Genomic DNA, 17,155 nt, shown 5'->3' with positions numbered 1-17,155 from the left:
TCGACGCGCGAGGTTGGGACGGGCGAGGTTGGGGCGCGCACGGTTTGACTAGCGGGCGTCGACCTCGTCGATCTTCTCGGCGCCGAACGTCTCGCGGAGCAGCCGTACCGCCTGCTCCTCGCTGGACTCCCGGGCGGTCTTCTCGTCGATGACCTCGTCCAACGGCTCGTCGCCCGGGTCGAATCCCTCGTAGGTGGGCGTCGCCGCCGGTGCCGCCGCGCCGGGCCGCCCGCCCCGCAACGGTCCGTCGAAGTCCGGGTCGTAGGGCGGTTCGCCGGCCCATTCGGCGTCCGCGGGAGGCCGGCCTGCCGATGCGGTACGCGCACCGCGCCCCGCAGCCGCCGCGCGAGCTGCGGCGATGGCACTGCTCACCGGGGCACCACCGGCTGAAGCCGGCTGCCGGGCCGCCGGTGCCGAGTTCCCGCGCGCCCCCGGGTTACCGCCGCTGGCGGCTGGACCGGAATTACCTGCTCCAGCGCTGTGCGCGCCGGTGCCGTGACCGCCGGCACCGTTGCTGCCCGTGCCGATAGTGCCCGTGGCGTTGCTGCCCGTGCCGATAGTGCCCGTGGCGTTACTGCCGGTGCCGATAGTGCCCGTGCCGTGCGTGCCGGTCGCTGTAGGCGCCGAGCCGGAGCCGTCAAGTGCGCCGGTGCCCGCGTCGCTTCCGGCCGACACGCCACCCGGACGGGCGGCCTCCGGCCAGTCCTCGTCATCCGTCGCCTCGGCAGCGGCGGCATCGCCGCCGGGGCGGGCCGCCTCCGGCCAGTCGTCATCGTCATCCGCCGCAGCGGTGGGCGGCGCTCCACCCTGCTGGCCCGCACCGTGGCCGCCGGAGCCCAGGCCACTAGAGCCCAGGCCACCGTTGCCGTGGCTACCGGAGGCGGGTCCCCCGGAGCCCTGGCCACCGGGCGCACCCGTTCCAGCAGCTACGCCGCCACGGGCACCCGGGCCGGCGACGCCTGTCGGATTCGCTTGGGCAGGCGGCGCGCTGGTCGGGCCGGAAGCGGCGGTTGATATCCGCGCGGTGGGCTGAGCGCTCGGCGGAGCAGCAGTGGTGTTGATGCTCGTCGCGGGCTGCGCGCCCGACGTGGCGTGCACGTTCCCCGAGGCGGGTTGCGCGCCTGCGGCGGCAGCGCCGTGCATGTTCGAGGCACCCGGTGCGCCCGACGGGGCGTTCAGGCTCGTCGCGGCCGGCTCCGTGCCCGGCGTTGCGACTGCGGCAGATGGATTCGGTGCCGACGGCTCGGCAGGTGCGGCCGGCGGTGCGGCGGGACGGGCCGGTGCGGCTGGCTGCGAGCGCGGCGGGCCGGACAGCGACGCGGCGCCCCGTTCGCCGGCCACCTCGCAGCGGATCTGCCAGCGCCCGCCCAACTCCTCGTAGAGCGCATCGGTGAGCACCGCCGCGTGGTCGGCCATCATCTTGGCCAGCACTGTCGACTTCACCGTCAACACCAGCATGTCGCCGTCGAGTTCGCGTACCACGGCGTCGCGCATGAGGGCGGCGATCCGCTTGTTGGTCCGGTTGACCTTGCCGACCACGTCGGGCCAGACCCGTCGGACCGCTACCGCGTCCAGCGCAGCGGCCGGCGCACCCGGTCGAGGCGGCTCGGGCGTGGCCGGGTCGGGTAGCACCGCCGACGGCGGCACCACACGGCGTGGGGCCGGCGAGCCGGTGCCCGGCCCGGCGGGCGAGACGGGTACGGCCCGATCGGCGACTGCCTGCCCGCCGGCTGACGCGCCGGGCGACACCGCGATCGGCGAGTCGACACCCGCAGCATGCGACGCGGCAGAGCCGGAATCGGTAACACCCGAGGCAGCGGTGGTCTGCGCCGAGGGCGCCACCGGGTCGACGGACCATGGCGGTGCAGAGGTCGGTGCGGCAGCCGGAACCGGAGGGGCTTGCTGTGGGCGTACCCCTGGGTTGGTTGCGGCGGCCGGCGGCGCGTCGGTGCCGGTCAGGGTGAGACGGCGCTCCATGCGTTCCAGGCGTTGGAGCAGGCCGCGGGTGGAGTCGTCGGCGCCGGGCAGGAGCATCCGGGCGCAGATCAGCTCCAGCAGCAGCCGGGGCGCGGTGGTGCCGCGCATCTCCACCAGGCCGTCGTGGACGATGTCGGCGCAGCGGGACAGCGTGCCCGGGCCGAGCTGGGAGGCTTGGGCGGCCATCCGCTCGATCTGGTCGGCGGGGCCGTCGATGAGGCCCTTCGCGGCGGCGTCCGGCACCTGCTGCAGCACGATCAGGTCGCGCAGCCGCTCCAGCAGATCGGCTGCGAACCGGCGTGGGTCGTGGCCGGCCTCGGCCACCCGGTCGACCGTGGCGTACGCGGCGGCGCCATCCCCGGCGGCCAGCGCGTCGCACATCTCGTCGATGAGCGCGGCGTCGGTGACCCCGAGCAGGGCCGCGGCCCGCGCGTAGCTGACGCCTTCGGGGCCGGCGCCAGCGATGAGCTGGTCGAGCACGGAGAGGCTGTCCCGGGCGCTGCCGCCACCGGCACGGACCACGAGCGGGAAGACCGCCGGTTCGACCGCGACGCCCTCGGCCTGGGTGAGTTGCTCGAGGTACGGGCGGAGCACCTTCGGCGGGATCAGCCGGAACGGGTAGTGGTGGGTCCGCGACCGGATAGTGCCGAGGACCTTCTCCGGTTCGGTGGTGGCGAAGATGAACTTGACGTACTCCGGGGGCTCCTCGACGAGCTTGAGCAGGGCGTTGAAGCCCTGTGTCGAGACCATGTGCGCCTCGTCGATCACGTAGATCTTGAAGCGGCTGCTGGCCGGCGCGAAGAACGCGCGCTCGCGCAGCTCACGGGCGTCGTCGACACCGCCGTGGCTTGCCGCGTCGATCTCGATCACGTCGATGGATCCGCCGCCGTCGTTGGCCAGTGAGCGGCAGGACTCGCACTTGCCGCACGGCTCGGGGGTGGGGCCCTGCTCGCAGTTGAGCGAGCGGGCCAGGATCCGGGCGCTTGACGTCTTGCCGCAGCCACGAGGGCCGGAGAAGAGATAGGCGTGGTTGAGCCGGCCGCTGCGCAGCGCCTGCGACAACGGCTCGGTCACGTGCTCCTGACCGATGACCTCGGCGAAGGTACGCGGCCGGTACTTGCGGTAGAGCGCCAGCGTCACTCGTCCCGCCTCCTCTCGACCGAGCCATTCTGCGCCGGTCGGGCGCGGGTGACCACCCACCACCCCGGCGCGCTGGGGTTGCCGGAGGTTGCCGCGCTTGATCGACCCGTCTTCCTGGAAATCGGGGTGTCCGCAGGCCCGGGACACCCCGACATCAAGGATGTCGAGTGGATCAACCGGCCCGCAGACAAAAAGGCCTCCCGTGCACCCGGCAGAGCTCGCTTATCCTTGCTGCCTTCCGGCCCTGGGGAGGTTCACGAGATACCGCCGCACGGGAGGTGACGCCCAGCCTACCCGACGGCCCGTCGATCTTCAGGGGGTGGTGGGGTGGCCCAGCCGACGAGGGCCTGTATTCTGGCTCGCGGAGGATTCGCCTAGAGGCCTAGGGCGCACGCTTGGAAAGCGTGTTGGGTTTACACCCTCACGAGTTCGAATCTCGTATCCTCCGCTCGCTTGAGCAGCACGAACGCCCGGCAGACCTTTATCGGTCGGCCGGGCGTTCGTCTTGTGGTCTCATCGATGCCGTGACCGACGCGGCGTGGCAGTGGGACGAGACGTTGTACGCGGGCAGCGCCAGTCACTACAGCGTCGGACGCATGCCGTACCCGCCCAGCCTCGCGGACGCCGTCGCGACGGCACTCGGGCTCGACGGCACCGGCCGGCTCCTGGACGTCGGCTGCGGGCCGGGGTCGTTGACGCTGCTGCTCGCGCCCCTGTTCGAGGCGGCGGTGGGCGTCGACGCCGACCGGGACATGCTCGTCGAGGCGGGCCGCAGGGCGCGCGAGGTGGGACTGACAAGCGTCGAGTGGCGACATTTGCGCGCCGAGGAACTGCCGGCCGATCTGGGTACGTTCCGGGTGGTCACGTTCGCCCAGTCGTTCCACTGGATGGACCGGCCGCTGGTGGCCGGTCGGGTCCGGAGCATGCTCGTGCCCGGCGGGGCGTGGGTCCACGTCCACGCCAACACGCACCAGGGCGTGACGGGGGACGACCCGCTGCCGTACCCCCGGCCACCGTGGCGGCAGGTCGACGACCTGGTCGCCAGCTATCTGGGGCCGGCCCGCCGGGCGGGGCAGGGGTGGCTGCCGGCGGGCACCCCGGGCGGCGAGGACGAGATCATGCGGCAGGCGGGCTTCGCCGACCCCACTCATCTCACGATCGACCAGGGAATGGTCGTGGAACGCCGCGTCGAGGAGGTCATGTCGGCGGTGTTCTCGCTGTCCAGTTCGGCGCCGCACCTGTTCGGTGGACGGCTCCCCGCGTTCGAGTCGGACCTACGTCAGCTGCTGGAAACGGCGGCACGGGACGGCCTGTTCGCCGAGCGTCGGCGCGAGGTGGCCGCGTCGATCTGGCGTACCTGACCACCTTGCCTCGAGGGCGACCCCAGGACACGAGATCTTGGACAGTTTCCGTTAGCGGCTAACGGAAACTGTCCAAGATTCGGTTCGGTTTCACCGTCCCGGCCGAACGGCTGGTTGAGCGATCCGGGGATCGATGCCGACCCGGCCGGAGCCCGTCGTACACATGTTCTATCCACAGGCTGTGGACGGCGGTCAGGAGCCGTCGCGGAGGTCGGCGAGCCGTTCCGGCCGGAAGCTGATCTGGTCGAAGGTAGCGCTGCATCCTTCGCCGGTCGGTGACTGGCCGGCGAAGCCGATCCGGTCGCCGGACGGGTCGCCGTCGAAGCCGAACACGCGGATCAACTGCCAGGTCGTGCCGTCGACCGAGGCGTGGTACGCGTAGACCCGGCCGATCCGCGAGACCCGCAGCCACACCGTCCGGTCGGGTACGACGAAGGCGTTCGCGTCGTCGGCGACCCCTCGACAGATGACCGACACGATCATGGGCTCGGCCTCGGGCGAGGACTCGAAGCACAACTTGCCCCAGCACCGCTCGTCGCGCCAGAGCAGGAGCACTCCGGCGTCGAAGGTCGAGGCGAACTCCACTGTGACCCGGGCGCTGAACTGGAAATCACCCACCGGAGGCAGGTCACCGAGCAGCGTCGCCGCGTTGAGGACAGGCGCGGGGCCCCCGCCCGCCTCGACGCCATCGCCGCTCGGGTCGATGAAGATGTCCGTGCGCGGCTCCGCCGACACCGTCACCGCACCCGCTGACTCGTCGATCCGCCACAGCCCCGCGGACGAGGGCGTGAGCAGGGACGGCATGCCGGGGACGGTCAGTCGATCAGCCATTGGCCGACCGTACAGCCCGCCGCCGGGCAGGACGCCAGACCGGGTACGGTCCGGGATATCGACGCCGGGCGACGCCGTCGTACACATGTTCTATCCACAGGCTGTGGACGGCGGAGGGTTCGATGGGTTACCAGCTCAGCGCGGTCGTCGCGGACGCCGAGCTGCTCCGCGAGCACACCGCCGAGCTGGACCACGCGGTCCTCGGCGAGCTGCGGCAGGACTTCGCGCTGCTGCCGGTGACCCCGCAGTTGGTGGTGGAGCTGACCGGGTCACTGCCGGACTTCGCGGTGGACGACCGCACGGCCGAGCATCCGTTCGGGCTGGTCCTGTCGCCGGTGCTGACCGAATTGCTGAGCGGATGGTCAGGTCTGGGGCCGCTGGCGTACGTCGAGGCGGAGTTCGGCGGCGGCGCCGGCTACCAGTCGGCGATGGTGTGGCTCGGCGGCGCGGTGTCGTGGGGTCCGTGCTTCGACGACGTGCTGGACGGGCCGCGCGAGCAGTGGCCGATAAACGCGGCACTCCTCCGGCTCGGCGTCGAGCGGGGCGCGTGGATCGATCCGTTCGCCGAGGTGGGCTTGCACCTGGAGCGCAGCACCGACGGTTGGCTGGCGCACGGGCGGCGGAGGCTCAGTGCCGACTACTGGGACGAGCTGGTCGAGCAGTGGGAAAACCAGTAATCCGGCGACTGGCAGCAACCTGAGCGGCCCGCTCCCGTTGGGGACCGGGGGGATTCCATGAAATTGCGACAATTCGCGTTTATTGCCATGCTGATGACTGCTGCCTCGATCGCCGGCAGCGGCGCGCCACCACCCGGGTCGACCCCGGCCAACTGGCCCGCCACCAACGAGGTCGTCGACCTGAACGGCCTGCGCAACATCGAGTTCGGCGACACCGAGGACGAGCTGACCCGCCGGGGCATCCTGCGTACCGACCTGGACGGCTGCGGGCCGACGCTCACCGGCCACGACACGGTGAGCCCCGTCTTCGTGGAGACCAAACTGGTGCTGCTGTGGGCCGGCGACCCCATGCGGACACCCGAGGGCATAACGACCGGCTCACCCGTCGACCAGGTCTGGTCGCGCTACCCAACTGTCACCAGGTTGCCCGCTCCACAGGGGACACACCGCCTCGACGGGCTGCTCGCCCGCACCGGCGACCGCGCGTACCTGTTCCTGCACGACGGGCGCACGGTCCAGAAGACCATCGCCGGGTACGCCGACTGGGCCCGCCGCCTCTTCGACGAGGGAGCGGGCCCCTGCTGAATCGTGGGGCAGAACGCGGAACGCCCGGTCGATCCTCGCGGATCTGCCGGGCGTTCTCGCTGTTCACTGGCGGTGGCGGCGGGATTTGAACCCGCGGAGGGCGTAAACCCTCACACGCTTTCGAGGCGTGCTCCTTAGGCCACTCGGACACGCCACCGCCGACGAGGGTACAGGACCGCCGGTTCCCACGCCGAACCGGTATCACCCGAGTCGGCCTGGCAGGATCTTTGCCATGAGTACGCACATCGGCGCGAAGCCGGGCGAGATCGCTGAGCGGGTCCTGATGCCGGGCGACCCCCTGCGGGCCAAGTGGATCGCGGAGACCTACCTCGAGGGTGCCACCTGCTACTCGACGGTTCGGGGCATGCTGGGTTTCACCGGCCGCTGGAACGGCGTCGAGGTCTCCGTCCAGGGCTCCGGCATGGGTATGCCGTCCGCCTCCATCTACGCCCACGAGTTGATCAACGAGTACGGCGTGAAGACCCTGATCCGGGTCGGCTCCTGCGGCGCTCTCAGCGCCGACCTGCAACTGCGGGACGTGGTCGCGGCGATCGGCTCGTCCACCGACTCGAACATGAACCGGATGCGGTTCGACGGGTTGATCGACTACGCGCCGGTGGCCGATTTCGGGCTGCTGCGTACCTCGGTCGAGGTGGCTGAGCGGCGCGGCATCGCGATGCGCGTCGGGCCGATCCTGGCGGCGGACGCCTTCTACACGGATCGGCCGGACCTCTACGACACGCTTGCCGACTACGGCGTGCTGGCGGTGGAGATGGAGTCGGCGGCGCTCTACACGATCGCCGCCCGGTTCAAGGCTCGCGCGCTCACCGTGTTGACCGTCAGCGACCACATCAAGACCGGCGAGAAGACCACGTCGGAGGAGCGGGAGCAGACCTTCAGCCAGATGGTCGAGATCGCCCTCGACACGATCGTCGCCTGACCCTTCGTCGCATCTCTGCCGCCCCGCCGTCCGGATGGACGGCGGGGCGGCGTGTTTCCGCGGGGCGAGAGGGTGACGACGGTCACCGACTAAAACAATACGACCGATCGTGCTTATTGAGTACGGTGTCCGCATGACCGTCGACGGACGCCTCGCCCGAGGTGAGCGCAGCCGCAATGCCGCGCTTGACGCGGCAGTTGTGCTCGCCACCGAGTCCGGCCTGGACGGGCTCAGCCTCGCCCAGCTCGCCGACACACTTGGCGTGAGCAAATCGGGCCTCTTCGCGCACTGGCGGTCGAAGGAAGCCCTACAGCTCGCCGCGATCGACAGGGCGGTGGCGCTCTGGCGGGAGCGGGTGATCGCACCGGCGTTGCTCGCCCCGCAGGGCGTACGACGGCTCCGCGCGCTGCACGACGCCCGCCTCGACTTCTACGCCACAGGCGTACTCCCCGGCGGCTGCTTCTTCGCCAACACCCAGTTCGAGTTCAACGCCCGCCCCGGCCCGGTCCGCGACCGGCTCGCCGAGGCGTACACACGGTGGACGGCGTTCCTCGAAAACCTCGTGCAGCAGGCGGTCGACGTCGGCGAACTCCCCGCCGACCTGGACGTCCCGCAGTTGGCGTACGAGATCGACGCGCTCGGGATGGCAGCAGCCATGAGCTCCCGGATGCTCGACCCGGACGCCGCCTACCGGCATGCCCGCGCCGGCCTGCTGAACCGCCTACGGGCGCTCTGCCCCGACCCCGCCCTGCTAACGGAAGGCCCCACATGAGCAACGCAGTCGCCGACCAGCCCGCCATCGCCGACCAGCCCGCGGTCACCGGCCAGCCCGCCGTCGAATTCGGGCACGTCGAGCACGTCACTGTGCACTTCGACGACCTCGACGCGATGGGAATCCTGCACAACGCCCGGTACGCGGTGCTGCTGGAACGTGCCCTGACGCCGTACTGGACCGAACGCGGGCTTGCCTACCGGGGCAGCGCCACCCCGCCGGACCTGTTCCACGCGGTCCGCGAGTTCACCATCAGCTACCGGGCGCCGATCGTCACGACAGGGCCGGTGGCGGTGCACTTCTGGCTCGAACACTTCGGTGCCAGCAGCGCCGAGTACGCCTTCCAGTTCCGCTCGGTCGACGGCAGCAACGTGCACGCCGAGGGGCGTCGGGCGATCGTCCGCCTCGACCCGGCGACGCTACGGCCGGCACCGTGGACCGAGGCCGCGCGGGCGGTGGCCGCCACCCTGCTCCGCCCCGCCGCCGTGGCCTGACCTGAGCCGCGTCCGTCCCAAGGGGGAAGGATCAGCGGAAGAACGCCCGCAGGACGGCTGCGGTTTCGGCTTCGAGTACGCCGCCGTACACCTCGGGTCGGTGGTTGAGCCGGCGGTCACGCAGCACGTCCCAGAGGGAGCCGGCCGCGCCGGTCTTGGGTTCCCAGGCGCCGAAGACGACTGTGGAGACCCGGGCCAGCACCAACGCCCCCGCGCACATGGTGCACGGCTCCAGGGTGACAACCAGGGTGCAGCCGTCCAGCCGCCACCTGCCGGCGAGTTCGGCACCCCGGCGCAGGGCCAGCACCTCGGCGTGGGCCGTCGGGTCGCCGGTCAGCTCCCGTTCGTTGCGCCCGATCGCGAGTTCGGTGCCGTCCGGCCCGTAGAGCACGGCACCCACCGGCACGTCGTCGACGTCGGCTGCGCCCGGGTCGTCGGTGGTCGGACCGGTGACGGCGACCTCCAGGGCCCGGCGCATCCACAGCTCGTGTCGCTGCCGCCGGCCCATCTGCCCCGGCTCGGCCAGCCCTTCGTGAGCACCCGGCCCGGCCCGACCGAGTACGCCAGTCGTCTCCAGCAGAGGATCAGTGGCGTCGGCCGGCTCCGCACCGCCGGTCGGCACCGACCCGACTGGATCAGACCTCACGCAGCTCCTCGACCTCGTCGGAGCAGCCGAGCACCTCGCAGATCTCGGCGGTGACGTCCGCCGGCAACATCCCCTCGTGGGTGCAGAGGTTCAGCAGCTTCTGCGCCGGGATGCCCAGGTTGGCCAGCAGGTCCGCCTCGCCCACCGGGTCGGCCTCCGGGTCGACGGCGGGCTGCTCGCTCTCCTCGTCGCCGCTGGCCGCCGGCCGGGGCTCGTCGTCGCCGTCGAGCCCGGTGACCGAGGTCTTCAGGTCACCCACAAGCAACTGACCAAGCCGGGACTCCTCGGCGAACGCCGAGTCCGACCCGAACACCCGCAGGTCCTCGCCCTCGTCGAGACGCAGGATCACCAGGTACGCGTCGTCGGCCTCGACGAAAAGCAGCGACACGTCGGCCTCCAGGTCGACGTCGCGCAGCCGATCGGCGATCTCGTCGATGTCGGTGGCGCCCCGCAGGTTGACCTCAGCGGCGGTCCAACCGCTGTCGTCGCGCACCACGGCCGCAGCGAAGTACGACACGGTCCCCCCAATAGCCCTCGGCACAGCGCCGACTTCTTACGCGTGCACGTTAGCCGGTCGGGTCGGCAGGCGACCGGTCAACGCCCCGACAGGCCGGCCAAACCTGACAAAATTGGATCAGCTGGCGACGCGGCGACGGGTGGCGATGAGCTGACGTAGACGCTCCGTGCGCAGGCGCTGCGGCCGGGTGCGCTGTCGTACCGACCGAGCGCCCGCCAACTCGGCGAGCAACTGGAGGCGACGGCGGCTTCGATCCGGGTCCTGCCGCGAGGTGGTCCAGGCCATACCGCCGAGGGTGCCGAGTCTCGGCGGCCACGTCAAGACGGCGTTCGCTACGCAGCCAACCGGGCACTCGGCGCAGTCATCCGCGCCCGCGCGACCCGCTCACAGGAGGCCCACTCACCACAACGGCCAGTCACCGGTGCCCGCCCAGCGCACCGCCACCACGGCGGCGGCGATGCTCCAACCACCTGCGGTGACAATTGCCACGCCGGTGCCGACTCCCCGATCGCCGTAGCGGACCAGCACCAGGGCGGTCGCCCAGGCCAGCAGGCCGGCGAACACCGTCCACCACACGTAGGTGGCCAGGTCGGTGCCGAGCAGGCCGAACAGCAGCAGCCATGCCGCCGCCATGCCGCCGCCTGCCGCGACGCCGCCGCCGGTCACCGGGTGCGGTTCGCGGTAGGTGGGCCTTGTCGGTGGCCCCGCCGGAAACAACCCCGAGGGGGTACGCGGCAACGGGTGCGCGGCGAAGCCGGGATCCCGGTCGGGGCCGGGTCGGGCGATGGTCACCGTCGCTGCCCTCCCTCACGCGCGTCGCTCGTGCCCACGGTACCGGTCTGCCAGGATGACCGGATGCCCTCGCCGACGATCCGCCGCGTGCGTCCGGCGTACCTGATTCTGCTGGTGCTCGCCCCGGTCCTGGCTGGCGGCTGCGCGACCACGCGGCCTGGGGTTCCGGCGGGCAGCGCCACGCCGACCGCGCCTGCGGTCTGGGAGACCGCCGATCAGCCGCCGGCGCCCTCGGCGAGCGGGCCAGCAAGCCCGGCGCCGTCGTCGGCCGCGCCGTCGTCGACAGCGCCCCGCGCCGGGCTGCGGCACGTCTTTCCGGTACGCGCCGACGACGTCGCCTATCACCCGACGCACGGCGCGTACCCGGCGACGGACATCTTCGCCGACTGCGGGGAGCCGTTCGTGGCGGTGACCGACGGGACGGTGCTGGAGGTGAGCCGGGTCGACAGGTACCGCAAGCGCGGGCCGCAGGGGCCGGACAACGGCGGCCTGTCGGTGGCCCTGCTCGGCGACGACGGGGTGCGCTACTACGGCTCGCACCTGAGCGCGGTGACCGCGGGTGTCGACGCCGGGGTGCGGGTCCGCGCCGGGCAGCAGCTCGGCAAGGTGGGCCGCACCGGAAACGCCAACAACGTCTGTCACGTGCACTTCGGCATCTCCCCGCCGTGTACGGGCAAGGACGGTTGGTGGATCCGGCGCGGCGTGCTCTGGCCGGCGCGTTACCTGGACTCGTGGCGACGCGGCGACAATCGTGAGCCGGCCGCCGAGGTGACCGCGTGGCAGCGGAAACACGGCTGCCCGAAGGCTCCCTGACGAGCCCCGTACCCGCTAGGTTCGGTGGGATGAACGCCCGGGACCCCATCGCCGACCTACGCCGGATCGCGTTCCTGTTGGAGCGGGCGAACGAGGCCACGTACCGGGTGCGGGCGTTCCGGTCGGCGGCGAAGGCGCTCGCCGGCCTGCCGGCGGCCGAGGTCGCCGAGCGGGCCGGCAACGGCACGCTCACCACATTGGCCGGGGTGGGTGATGTGACGGCCCGGTGTGTCGCGGAGTCCCTGGCCGGTGAAGAGCCCGTCTATCTGCGCAGGCTCGTGGCCACCGAGGGCAGCGACCTGGATGCCGAGGCGGCGGCGCTGCGCGCCGCCCTGCGCGGCGACTGCCACACGCACTCCGACTGGTCCGACGGCGGCTCCCCCATCGAGGAGATGGCGCTCGCCGCGGTGGAGTTGGGCCACGAATACATGGTGTTGACCGACCACTCGCCCCGGCTGACGGTGGCGCGCGGGTTGACCGCCGACCGCTTGCGTCGCCAGTTGGACCACGTGGCGCAGGTGAACGCGGCGCTGCCGGAGGGCTTCCGGATCCTGACCGGGATCGAGGTGGACATCCTCGCCGACGGCTCGCTGGATCAGGACGAGGAGCTGCTGGCCCGGTTGGACGTGGTGGTGGGATCGGTGCACAGCGGCCTGAAGGACGAGCGGGCCAAGATGACCCGGCGAATGCTGACCGCGGTCGCCAACCCGCACCTGGACATTCTCGGCCACTGCACCGGGCGGATGGTGTCGTCCCGACCGGCCGGCGTGACCGGCCCAGGTGACCGGGGGCATCGGGCTCGCACCCGGGGCGAGAGCGACTTCGACGCGGACGCGGTGTTCGCCGCCTGCGCCGAGCACGACACCGCCGTCGAGATCAACTCCCGACCGGAGCGGCAGGACCCGCCGAAGCGGCTGATCCGCCGCGCCCTGGAGGCCGGCTGCCGGTTCGCCATCGACACGGACGCGCACGCACCCGGTCAGCTCGACTGGCAGCGGTTCGGCTGCGAGCGGGCGGCCCTCTGCGGCGTTCCGGCCGACCGGGTGGTCAACACCTGGCCAGCGGACCAACTGGTGGAGTGGACCCACAGCCGAGGCTGACTGCCCCTCGGCAAAGGCGCTTGATCGACGCTGCTTGATCGGCTCGGTCAGCCGCGGGCGGGCTCGGCCGCAGGCGCGGCCCCGGGGGCGGCGGGCTCGGTGCCGGGTGCGGCGGGTGCGCCGACACCGATCACCGGGCGGGGCTTCCGGCGGCCGAAGGCTCCCTGCGCGACCGCGACACCCAGCAGCACGATGAGCGCGCCGACCGGTTGGTGCCAGTTGAGCCGTTCGCCGAGCACGACAGCGCCGATCAGCACCGCGAAGATCGGGATCAGGTAGGTGACTGTGGACGCGGTACTCGCGCCGGCCACCCGGATGTTCCGGATGTTGATCACAAAGGCGAGCCCGGTGCCGAGGGCACCGAGAGCCAGCACGCTGCCCACCACCTTCGGCGACAGGTCGGTGGGCAGCGGCGGGGCGCCCGCCACGAACGGGGTGACGACGGCGAGTTGCCCGGCGGCCAGCAGCACCTGCACCGTGGAGAGCGACAGCCCGGAGTGGGTGCTGCCGGCGACGAACCGCTTCTGGTACGGGATGGCGACGCCGTAGCAGGCGGCCGCTCCGAAGCACATCAACTGCCCGACGAAGTGCGCGCCGCCGATGCCCTCCCAGACCCCGAGCACCACGAGTACGCCGAGGAAGCCCAACCCGAGCCCGACCCCACGGCGGACGGTCAGCCGCTCGGTGCGGAAGACGAGCACCGCCAGCGGCAGCACGATGAGGGGCGTGGTGGCGTTCCAGATGCCGGCCAACATCGACTCGACCCGTTGCTCACCGTAGCCGAAGAGGGTGAACGGCACGGCCACGCCGAATGCGGCGACGACGAAGAGATGCGCCCAGATCCGAGGCTCGCGGGGCAGCCGGTCGCGCAGCACCGCGAGGACGACAAGCAGCGTCACCGCACCGGCGAGGACCCGGTAGAGGGTGAGCTGGACCGGGTGCAGCTCGGCTACCCCGACCTTGATGAACAGGAAGCTGGAACCCCAGATGGCGGCGAGGGCTAGGAACCCCGGCAGCCAGCTGCGCAGCGGCGCCTTGTCAGGAGTGATGTCGGTCGTCACCCCTGACACTGTGCCGGACAGGTGCGACAAAGTCGCGGGACTTTCGACAGCCGAATCGGACACTCGAACACGCCAAATGCCGTCGACATCGGGGCGGGCTGGTCACGTAGTGTCGCAGCGTGGGACAAATTGATGAACTCGCCAACCGCTACGTAGCCGAGTGGGCACCGTTGAGCCCCACCGGCGCGACCTATGTCGGCATCGCCGGCCATGACGACCGGCTCGACGACCTCTCACCTGAGGGCTACCGGGCACGCGCCGACCTGACCCGCCGGACGCTCGCCGAGCTGGACGTCACCGAGCCGGACACCGAGGCGGAGCGCACCGCCAAGGAGGCCATGCAGGAGCGACTCGGCCTGGACCTGGCCCGGTACGACGCCGGCGAGGCGACCAGCGAGATCAGCGTCATCACGAGCGGGCTGCACGAGGTCCGCATGGTGTTCGACCTGATGCCGACGGCGACGGCCGACGAGCAGGCCAACATCGCCGCTCGGCTCAACGGCCTCGCCGGGGCTCTGGAGGGCTACAAGACCACCCTGCGCGAGGCGCTCGCCGCCGGCCAGGTCAGCTCCAAGGTGCAGCTGGTCGAGGTGGCCAAGCAGTGCGACATCTGGACCGACCCGACTGGGGACAACTTCTTCCACGGGCTCGTCGAGCGGCTGGACGCGGACGGCACGCTCGGCGCGGAGCTGCGTCGGGGCGCGGCGTCGGCCACCGCGGCGACAGCCGAGTTCGGTCAGTTCCTGCGCGCCGAGTTGGCACCGCACGGGCGGGACAAGCAGGCCGCCGGGCGCGAGCGCTACGAGCTGGCCTCGCAGTATTTCCTCGGCGCGAAGGTCGACCTCGACGAGACGTACACCTGGGGGTTCGCGGAGCTCGCCCGTCTGGAGGCGGAGATGCGGGTCGTGGCCGGGCAGATCGCCGGCTCGGGCGCCACAGTCGACGAGGCAGTGGCCAAGCTGGACGCCGACCCGGCGCGGACCATCCAGGGCAAGGAGGCGTTCCGCGACTGGATGCAGGCGCTCGCCGACAAGGCGATCACCGAGCTGAACGGTACGCACTTCGACATCCCCGAAGAGGTCCGCCGGATCGAGTGCTGCCTCGCCCCGACCAGTGACGGCGCCATCTACTACACCGGTCCGAGCGAGGACTTCTCCCGGCCGGGTCGGATGTGGTGGGCCGTTCCGCAGGGGATCACCGACTTCTCCACCTGGCGGGAGGTGACGACGGTCTACCACGAGGGCGTACCGGGTCACCACCTTCAGGTGGCGCAGACCGCCGTCCGCGCTGACCTGCTCAACCGCTGGCAACGGCTGCTCTGCTGGGTTTCCGGGCACGGCGAGGGTTGGGCGCTGTACTCGGAGCGGCTGATGGACGAGTTGGGCTACCTCCAGGACCCGGGCGACAGGCTGGGCATGCTCGACGGCCAGGCGATGCGCGCCGCCCGCGTCATCGTCGACATCGGCATGCACCTGGAGTTGGAGATCCCGAAGGACAACCCGTTCGGCTTCCACCTGGGTGAGCGGTGGACGCCCGAGTTGGGCTGGGAGTTCATGCGGGCGCACTGCCGGGTGCCGGACGAGAACCTGCGCTTCGAGCTGAACCGCTACCTGGGCTGGCCGGGGCAGGCGCCGTCGTACAAGGTGGGTGAGCGCATCTGGTTGCAGGCCCGCGAGGACGCGAAGGCCCGCAAGGGCGCCGACTTCGACCTGCGGGAGTTCCACCGGCAGGCGTTGGACCTTGGCGCATTGGGCCTCGACCCGCTGCGCAAGGCGTTGGCCCGGCTCTGAGCCGGTGACGGTTCCGGGCGTCGGCGGTACGTCCGCCGGCGCCGTTCCTGCCGGTACGCCCGTTGGCGTGCCTGGTACTCGCGGACGTCCACCTGGACGTCCGCGAGTACCGCGACGCGCGTCGACCCCGCCGACCGGGCCGAAGGTGCCGTTCAGCCGAGGGTCAGCGCCAACGCCGGTCGGGCGGTGAGCGTGTTGCTGGTGACGTACGCCAGGTCGATGACCGGGTCGGTGAACGAGACCGGGATGGGCACCGTGACGGGGAGGCCGTCGGGGAACGGCAGGTCCGGCGTGAGCGTGATCTTGATGCCGGCCAGCTTGCCGACGAACCGGGTGGAGTAGAAGGCCACGTCACCGCGCACGGTCAGACGGTCGGTCGCGTACCTCTGGGTGCGGCCCTGCGGACCGTCGGCGGTGAGCAGGAAGTCGTCGGTGACGGCCTCCTTCATGCTGAACTTCAGCACCTTCAGGGTGCCCTTCTGGGTTTCCAGATCGGTGATCCCCTCGAACCGCAGCCCGGTCATTGTCACAGTGGATCCGGTTAGCTTCGACGGGGTCTGCGCCACCCTCGGCAGACCCGGGTCGGCGGCGATACGCGGCAGCGGCTTGCCCGGCTCCACCTTGGCCGGCTTCTCCGGAGTCGTCGTACCCGGCTTACCGGGGGTCGTCGTGCCCGGAGACGGGCAGGCGGTGGGCTTCGGCCGGGCCGTCGGCGTGCTGGTCGGTGTGGGGGTCGGGCTCGCCGACGGCGTCGGGGTGGCCTTGCGGCGTCCACCGGTGAGCAGGTCGCCGATCCCGTCCAGGATGTCGGTGATGATGTTGCCGTCCCGTCGCGGGCTGGCGCTCGGGCTCGGCGTCGCGGCGCTGGGCGACGGCGCGACCGGCCGGGACGGGGTGGGGCAGGCGCTCGCGGTGGGCCGGGCCGGCGCCGCCTGTACCGCTCGCGGCTGTGTTGCCACCCCGGCGGCGGCGAGGCCGAACACCACCAGGACGATGCCGAAGGTACGCGGATTCGCGGACCGGTTGGGCCCGGCGGGCGGAGGGCTCGCGTCAACCGCCGCCGCGACCGGCCGCACGACGGCCGACTGTTCAGCGGTCGGCTGCTCAGCGGTCGGCTGCTCAGCGGTCGGCTGCTCAGCGGTCGATTGCTCGACGGCCGGCTGGTCGGCCGTCGGCTGGTCGGCCGTTGGCGGCTCGACAGCTGGCTCGGCGTCGGCCTCGGCGGGCGGGGGTGCTGCCGGGCGGGCGGGTGCCCAGGCGAAGGCGAGCGCGCTGCCGATGATGCCGAGCAGCAGGCCGACGAAGAAGCCGCCGAGGTTGAGCCCGATCAGTGAGTAGACGGCCGTGACCGCAGCGACGACCGAGTAGAACAGCCGCTGCGCGGGGCTGAGCCAGATCAGCAGGCCGCAGGTCACCAGGATGACCGGGATCAGCAGTGACAGCAGGCCACTGGCGCCGCTGTGGAAACTCAGGCCGTTGATGGTCATGCGCGTGGAGGCGAACATCTCCGCACCGGCCAGGATTGTGAAGAGGCCGCCCCAGAACGGCCGGCTCCGCTGCCAGCGGCGGAAGCTCCGCCACGCCTCGGCAGCCCTGCTCGGGCGGGCGTGGGACGGGTTGGCGGTTGTCACGTACTCCTCCTGGCGGAGCGGGGACGGG

General features: G+C 71.5%; 17 protein-coding genes, 2 tRNA genes and 1 other RNA gene. 10 read left to right on the top strand and 10 right to left on the bottom strand.

The features are described 5' to 3' along the window. Positions 1-48: 48 nt before the first annotated feature. Together F4558_RS27920 and ffs are read right to left on the bottom strand one after the other, a co-directional pair. On the bottom strand, positions 49-3,117 hold the full coding sequence (locus F4558_RS27920) for a DNA polymerase III subunit gamma and tau (protein WP_167946686.1): 3,069 nt from the start codon (positions 3,115-3,117) through the stop codon (positions 49-51). Between the two features lie 191 nt (positions 3,118-3,308). After that, positions 3,309-3,398, bottom strand: an RNA gene (ffs, locus tag F4558_RS27915) — signal recognition particle sRNA small type. Positions 3,399-3,480: 82 nt separating this feature from the next. On the opposite strand from ffs, the gene F4558_RS27910 reads away from it, so the two are divergent. After that, positions 3,481-3,565: transfer RNA gene (locus F4558_RS27910), tRNA-Ser, on the top strand. 76 nt (positions 3,566-3,641) lie between these two features. After that, complete coding sequence (locus F4558_RS27905; RefSeq protein WP_167946684.1) at positions 3,642-4,478, top strand: class I SAM-dependent methyltransferase; 837 nt, start codon at positions 3,642-3,644, stop codon at positions 4,476-4,478. 192 nt (positions 4,479-4,670) lie between these two features. Here the strand turns inward: F4558_RS27905 and F4558_RS27900 are convergent, their stop codons facing one another. Then, on the bottom strand, positions 4,671-5,309 hold the full coding sequence (locus F4558_RS27900) for a DUF1349 domain-containing protein (protein WP_167946682.1): 639 nt from the start codon (positions 5,307-5,309) through the stop codon (positions 4,671-4,673). A gap of 122 nt (positions 5,310-5,431) precedes the next feature. On the opposite strand from F4558_RS27900, the gene F4558_RS27895 reads away from it, so the two are divergent. Further along, positions 5,432-5,986, top strand: coding sequence for a hypothetical protein (locus tag F4558_RS27895; protein WP_167946680.1), 555 nt, complete (start codon positions 5,432-5,434; stop codon positions 5,984-5,986). A 93-nt stretch (positions 5,987-6,079) separates the two neighbouring features. Beyond that, positions 6,080-6,571: a thioredoxin domain-containing protein gene (locus tag F4558_RS27890; protein ID WP_209274783.1), complete on the top strand. Its 492-nt coding sequence runs from the start codon at positions 6,080-6,082 to the stop codon at positions 6,569-6,571. A 67-nt stretch (positions 6,572-6,638) separates the two neighbouring features. On the opposite strand, the gene F4558_RS27885 is transcribed toward F4558_RS27890, so the two are convergent. Beyond that, positions 6,639-6,728, bottom strand: a tRNA-Ser gene (locus F4558_RS27885). Between the two features lie 75 nt (positions 6,729-6,803). Between F4558_RS27885 and deoD the strand changes: the two genes are divergently transcribed. From deoD to F4558_RS27870, 3 genes are all read left to right on the top strand, one after another. Continuing rightward, the gene (deoD, locus tag F4558_RS27880; RefSeq protein WP_167946676.1) at positions 6,804-7,511 is read left to right on the top strand and encodes a purine-nucleoside phosphorylase; all 708 of its coding nucleotides are present in this window, start codon (positions 6,804-6,806) and stop codon (positions 7,509-7,511) included. Positions 7,512-7,644: 133 nt separating this feature from the next. Then, complete coding sequence (locus F4558_RS27875) at positions 7,645-8,283, top strand: TetR/AcrR family transcriptional regulator (protein ID WP_167946674.1); 639 nt, start codon at positions 7,645-7,647, stop codon at positions 8,281-8,283. Beyond that, positions 8,280-8,777: an acyl-CoA thioesterase gene (locus tag F4558_RS27870; protein ID WP_053654912.1), complete on the top strand. Its 498-nt coding sequence runs from the start codon at positions 8,280-8,282 to the stop codon at positions 8,775-8,777. The genes F4558_RS27875 and F4558_RS27870 overlap by 4 nt, the downstream gene beginning before the upstream one ends. Before the next feature lie 31 nt (positions 8,778-8,808). Here F4558_RS27870 and F4558_RS27865 read toward each other — a convergent pair whose 3' ends face one another. From F4558_RS27865 to F4558_RS27850, 4 genes are all read right to left on the bottom strand, one after another. Then, positions 8,809-9,285: a nucleoside deaminase gene (locus F4558_RS27865; RefSeq protein WP_197281508.1), complete on the bottom strand. Its 477-nt coding sequence runs from the start codon at positions 9,283-9,285 to the stop codon at positions 8,809-8,811. Positions 9,286-9,412: 127 nt separating this feature from the next. Then, complete coding sequence (locus F4558_RS27860; protein WP_053654914.1) at positions 9,413-9,940, bottom strand: tRNA adenosine deaminase-associated protein; 528 nt, start codon at positions 9,938-9,940, stop codon at positions 9,413-9,415. Between the two features lie 117 nt (positions 9,941-10,057). Next, complete coding sequence (locus F4558_RS27855) at positions 10,058-10,225, bottom strand: hypothetical protein (RefSeq protein ID WP_167946672.1); 168 nt, start codon at positions 10,223-10,225, stop codon at positions 10,058-10,060. A 114-nt stretch (positions 10,226-10,339) separates the two neighbouring features. Next, the gene (locus F4558_RS27850; protein ID WP_370469169.1) at positions 10,340-10,732 is read right to left on the bottom strand and encodes a hypothetical protein; all 393 of its coding nucleotides are present in this window, start codon (positions 10,730-10,732) and stop codon (positions 10,340-10,342) included. A gap of 63 nt (positions 10,733-10,795) precedes the next feature. Between F4558_RS27850 and F4558_RS27845 the strand changes: the two genes are divergently transcribed. Together F4558_RS27845 and F4558_RS27840 are read left to right on the top strand one after the other, a co-directional pair. Next, positions 10,796-11,545 carry a M23 family metallopeptidase gene (locus F4558_RS27845; RefSeq protein ID WP_053654916.1) on the top strand — a complete coding sequence of 250 codons (750 nt, stop codon included), beginning with the start codon at positions 10,796-10,798 and terminating at the stop codon, positions 11,543-11,545. A 29-nt stretch (positions 11,546-11,574) separates the two neighbouring features. Beyond that, on the top strand, positions 11,575-12,645 hold the full coding sequence (locus F4558_RS27840; RefSeq protein ID WP_167946670.1) for a PHP domain-containing protein: 1,071 nt from the start codon (positions 11,575-11,577) through the stop codon (positions 12,643-12,645). Positions 12,646-12,692: 47 nt separating this feature from the next. Here the strand turns inward: F4558_RS27840 and F4558_RS27835 are convergent, their stop codons facing one another. Then, positions 12,693-13,706 (bottom strand): DMT family transporter, encoded by a 1,014-nt coding sequence (locus tag F4558_RS27835; RefSeq protein ID WP_312877404.1) that lies wholly within the window; start codon positions 13,704-13,706, stop codon positions 12,693-12,695. Between the two features lie 119 nt (positions 13,707-13,825). On the opposite strand from F4558_RS27835, the gene F4558_RS27830 reads away from it, so the two are divergent. After that, on the top strand, positions 13,826-15,496 hold the full coding sequence (locus tag F4558_RS27830; RefSeq protein WP_167946668.1) for a DUF885 domain-containing protein: 1,671 nt from the start codon (positions 13,826-13,828) through the stop codon (positions 15,494-15,496). A gap of 152 nt (positions 15,497-15,648) precedes the next feature. Here F4558_RS27830 and F4558_RS27825 read toward each other — a convergent pair whose 3' ends face one another. Next, positions 15,649-17,127 carry a DUF6114 domain-containing protein gene (locus tag F4558_RS27825; protein WP_167946666.1) on the bottom strand — a complete coding sequence of 493 codons (1,479 nt, stop codon included), beginning with the start codon at positions 17,125-17,127 and terminating at the stop codon, positions 15,649-15,651. Between the last annotated feature and the right edge of the window lie 28 nt (positions 17,128-17,155).

It is taken from the genome of Micromonospora profundi (assembly GCF_011927785.1).
In the GTDB taxonomy this organism is placed as follows: Bacteria; Actinomycetota; Actinomycetes; order Mycobacteriales; family Micromonosporaceae; genus Micromonospora; species Micromonospora profundi.
Note: the sequence above shows the minus strand (reverse complement) of the source record. Positions and strands in the feature narration are given on the sequence as shown.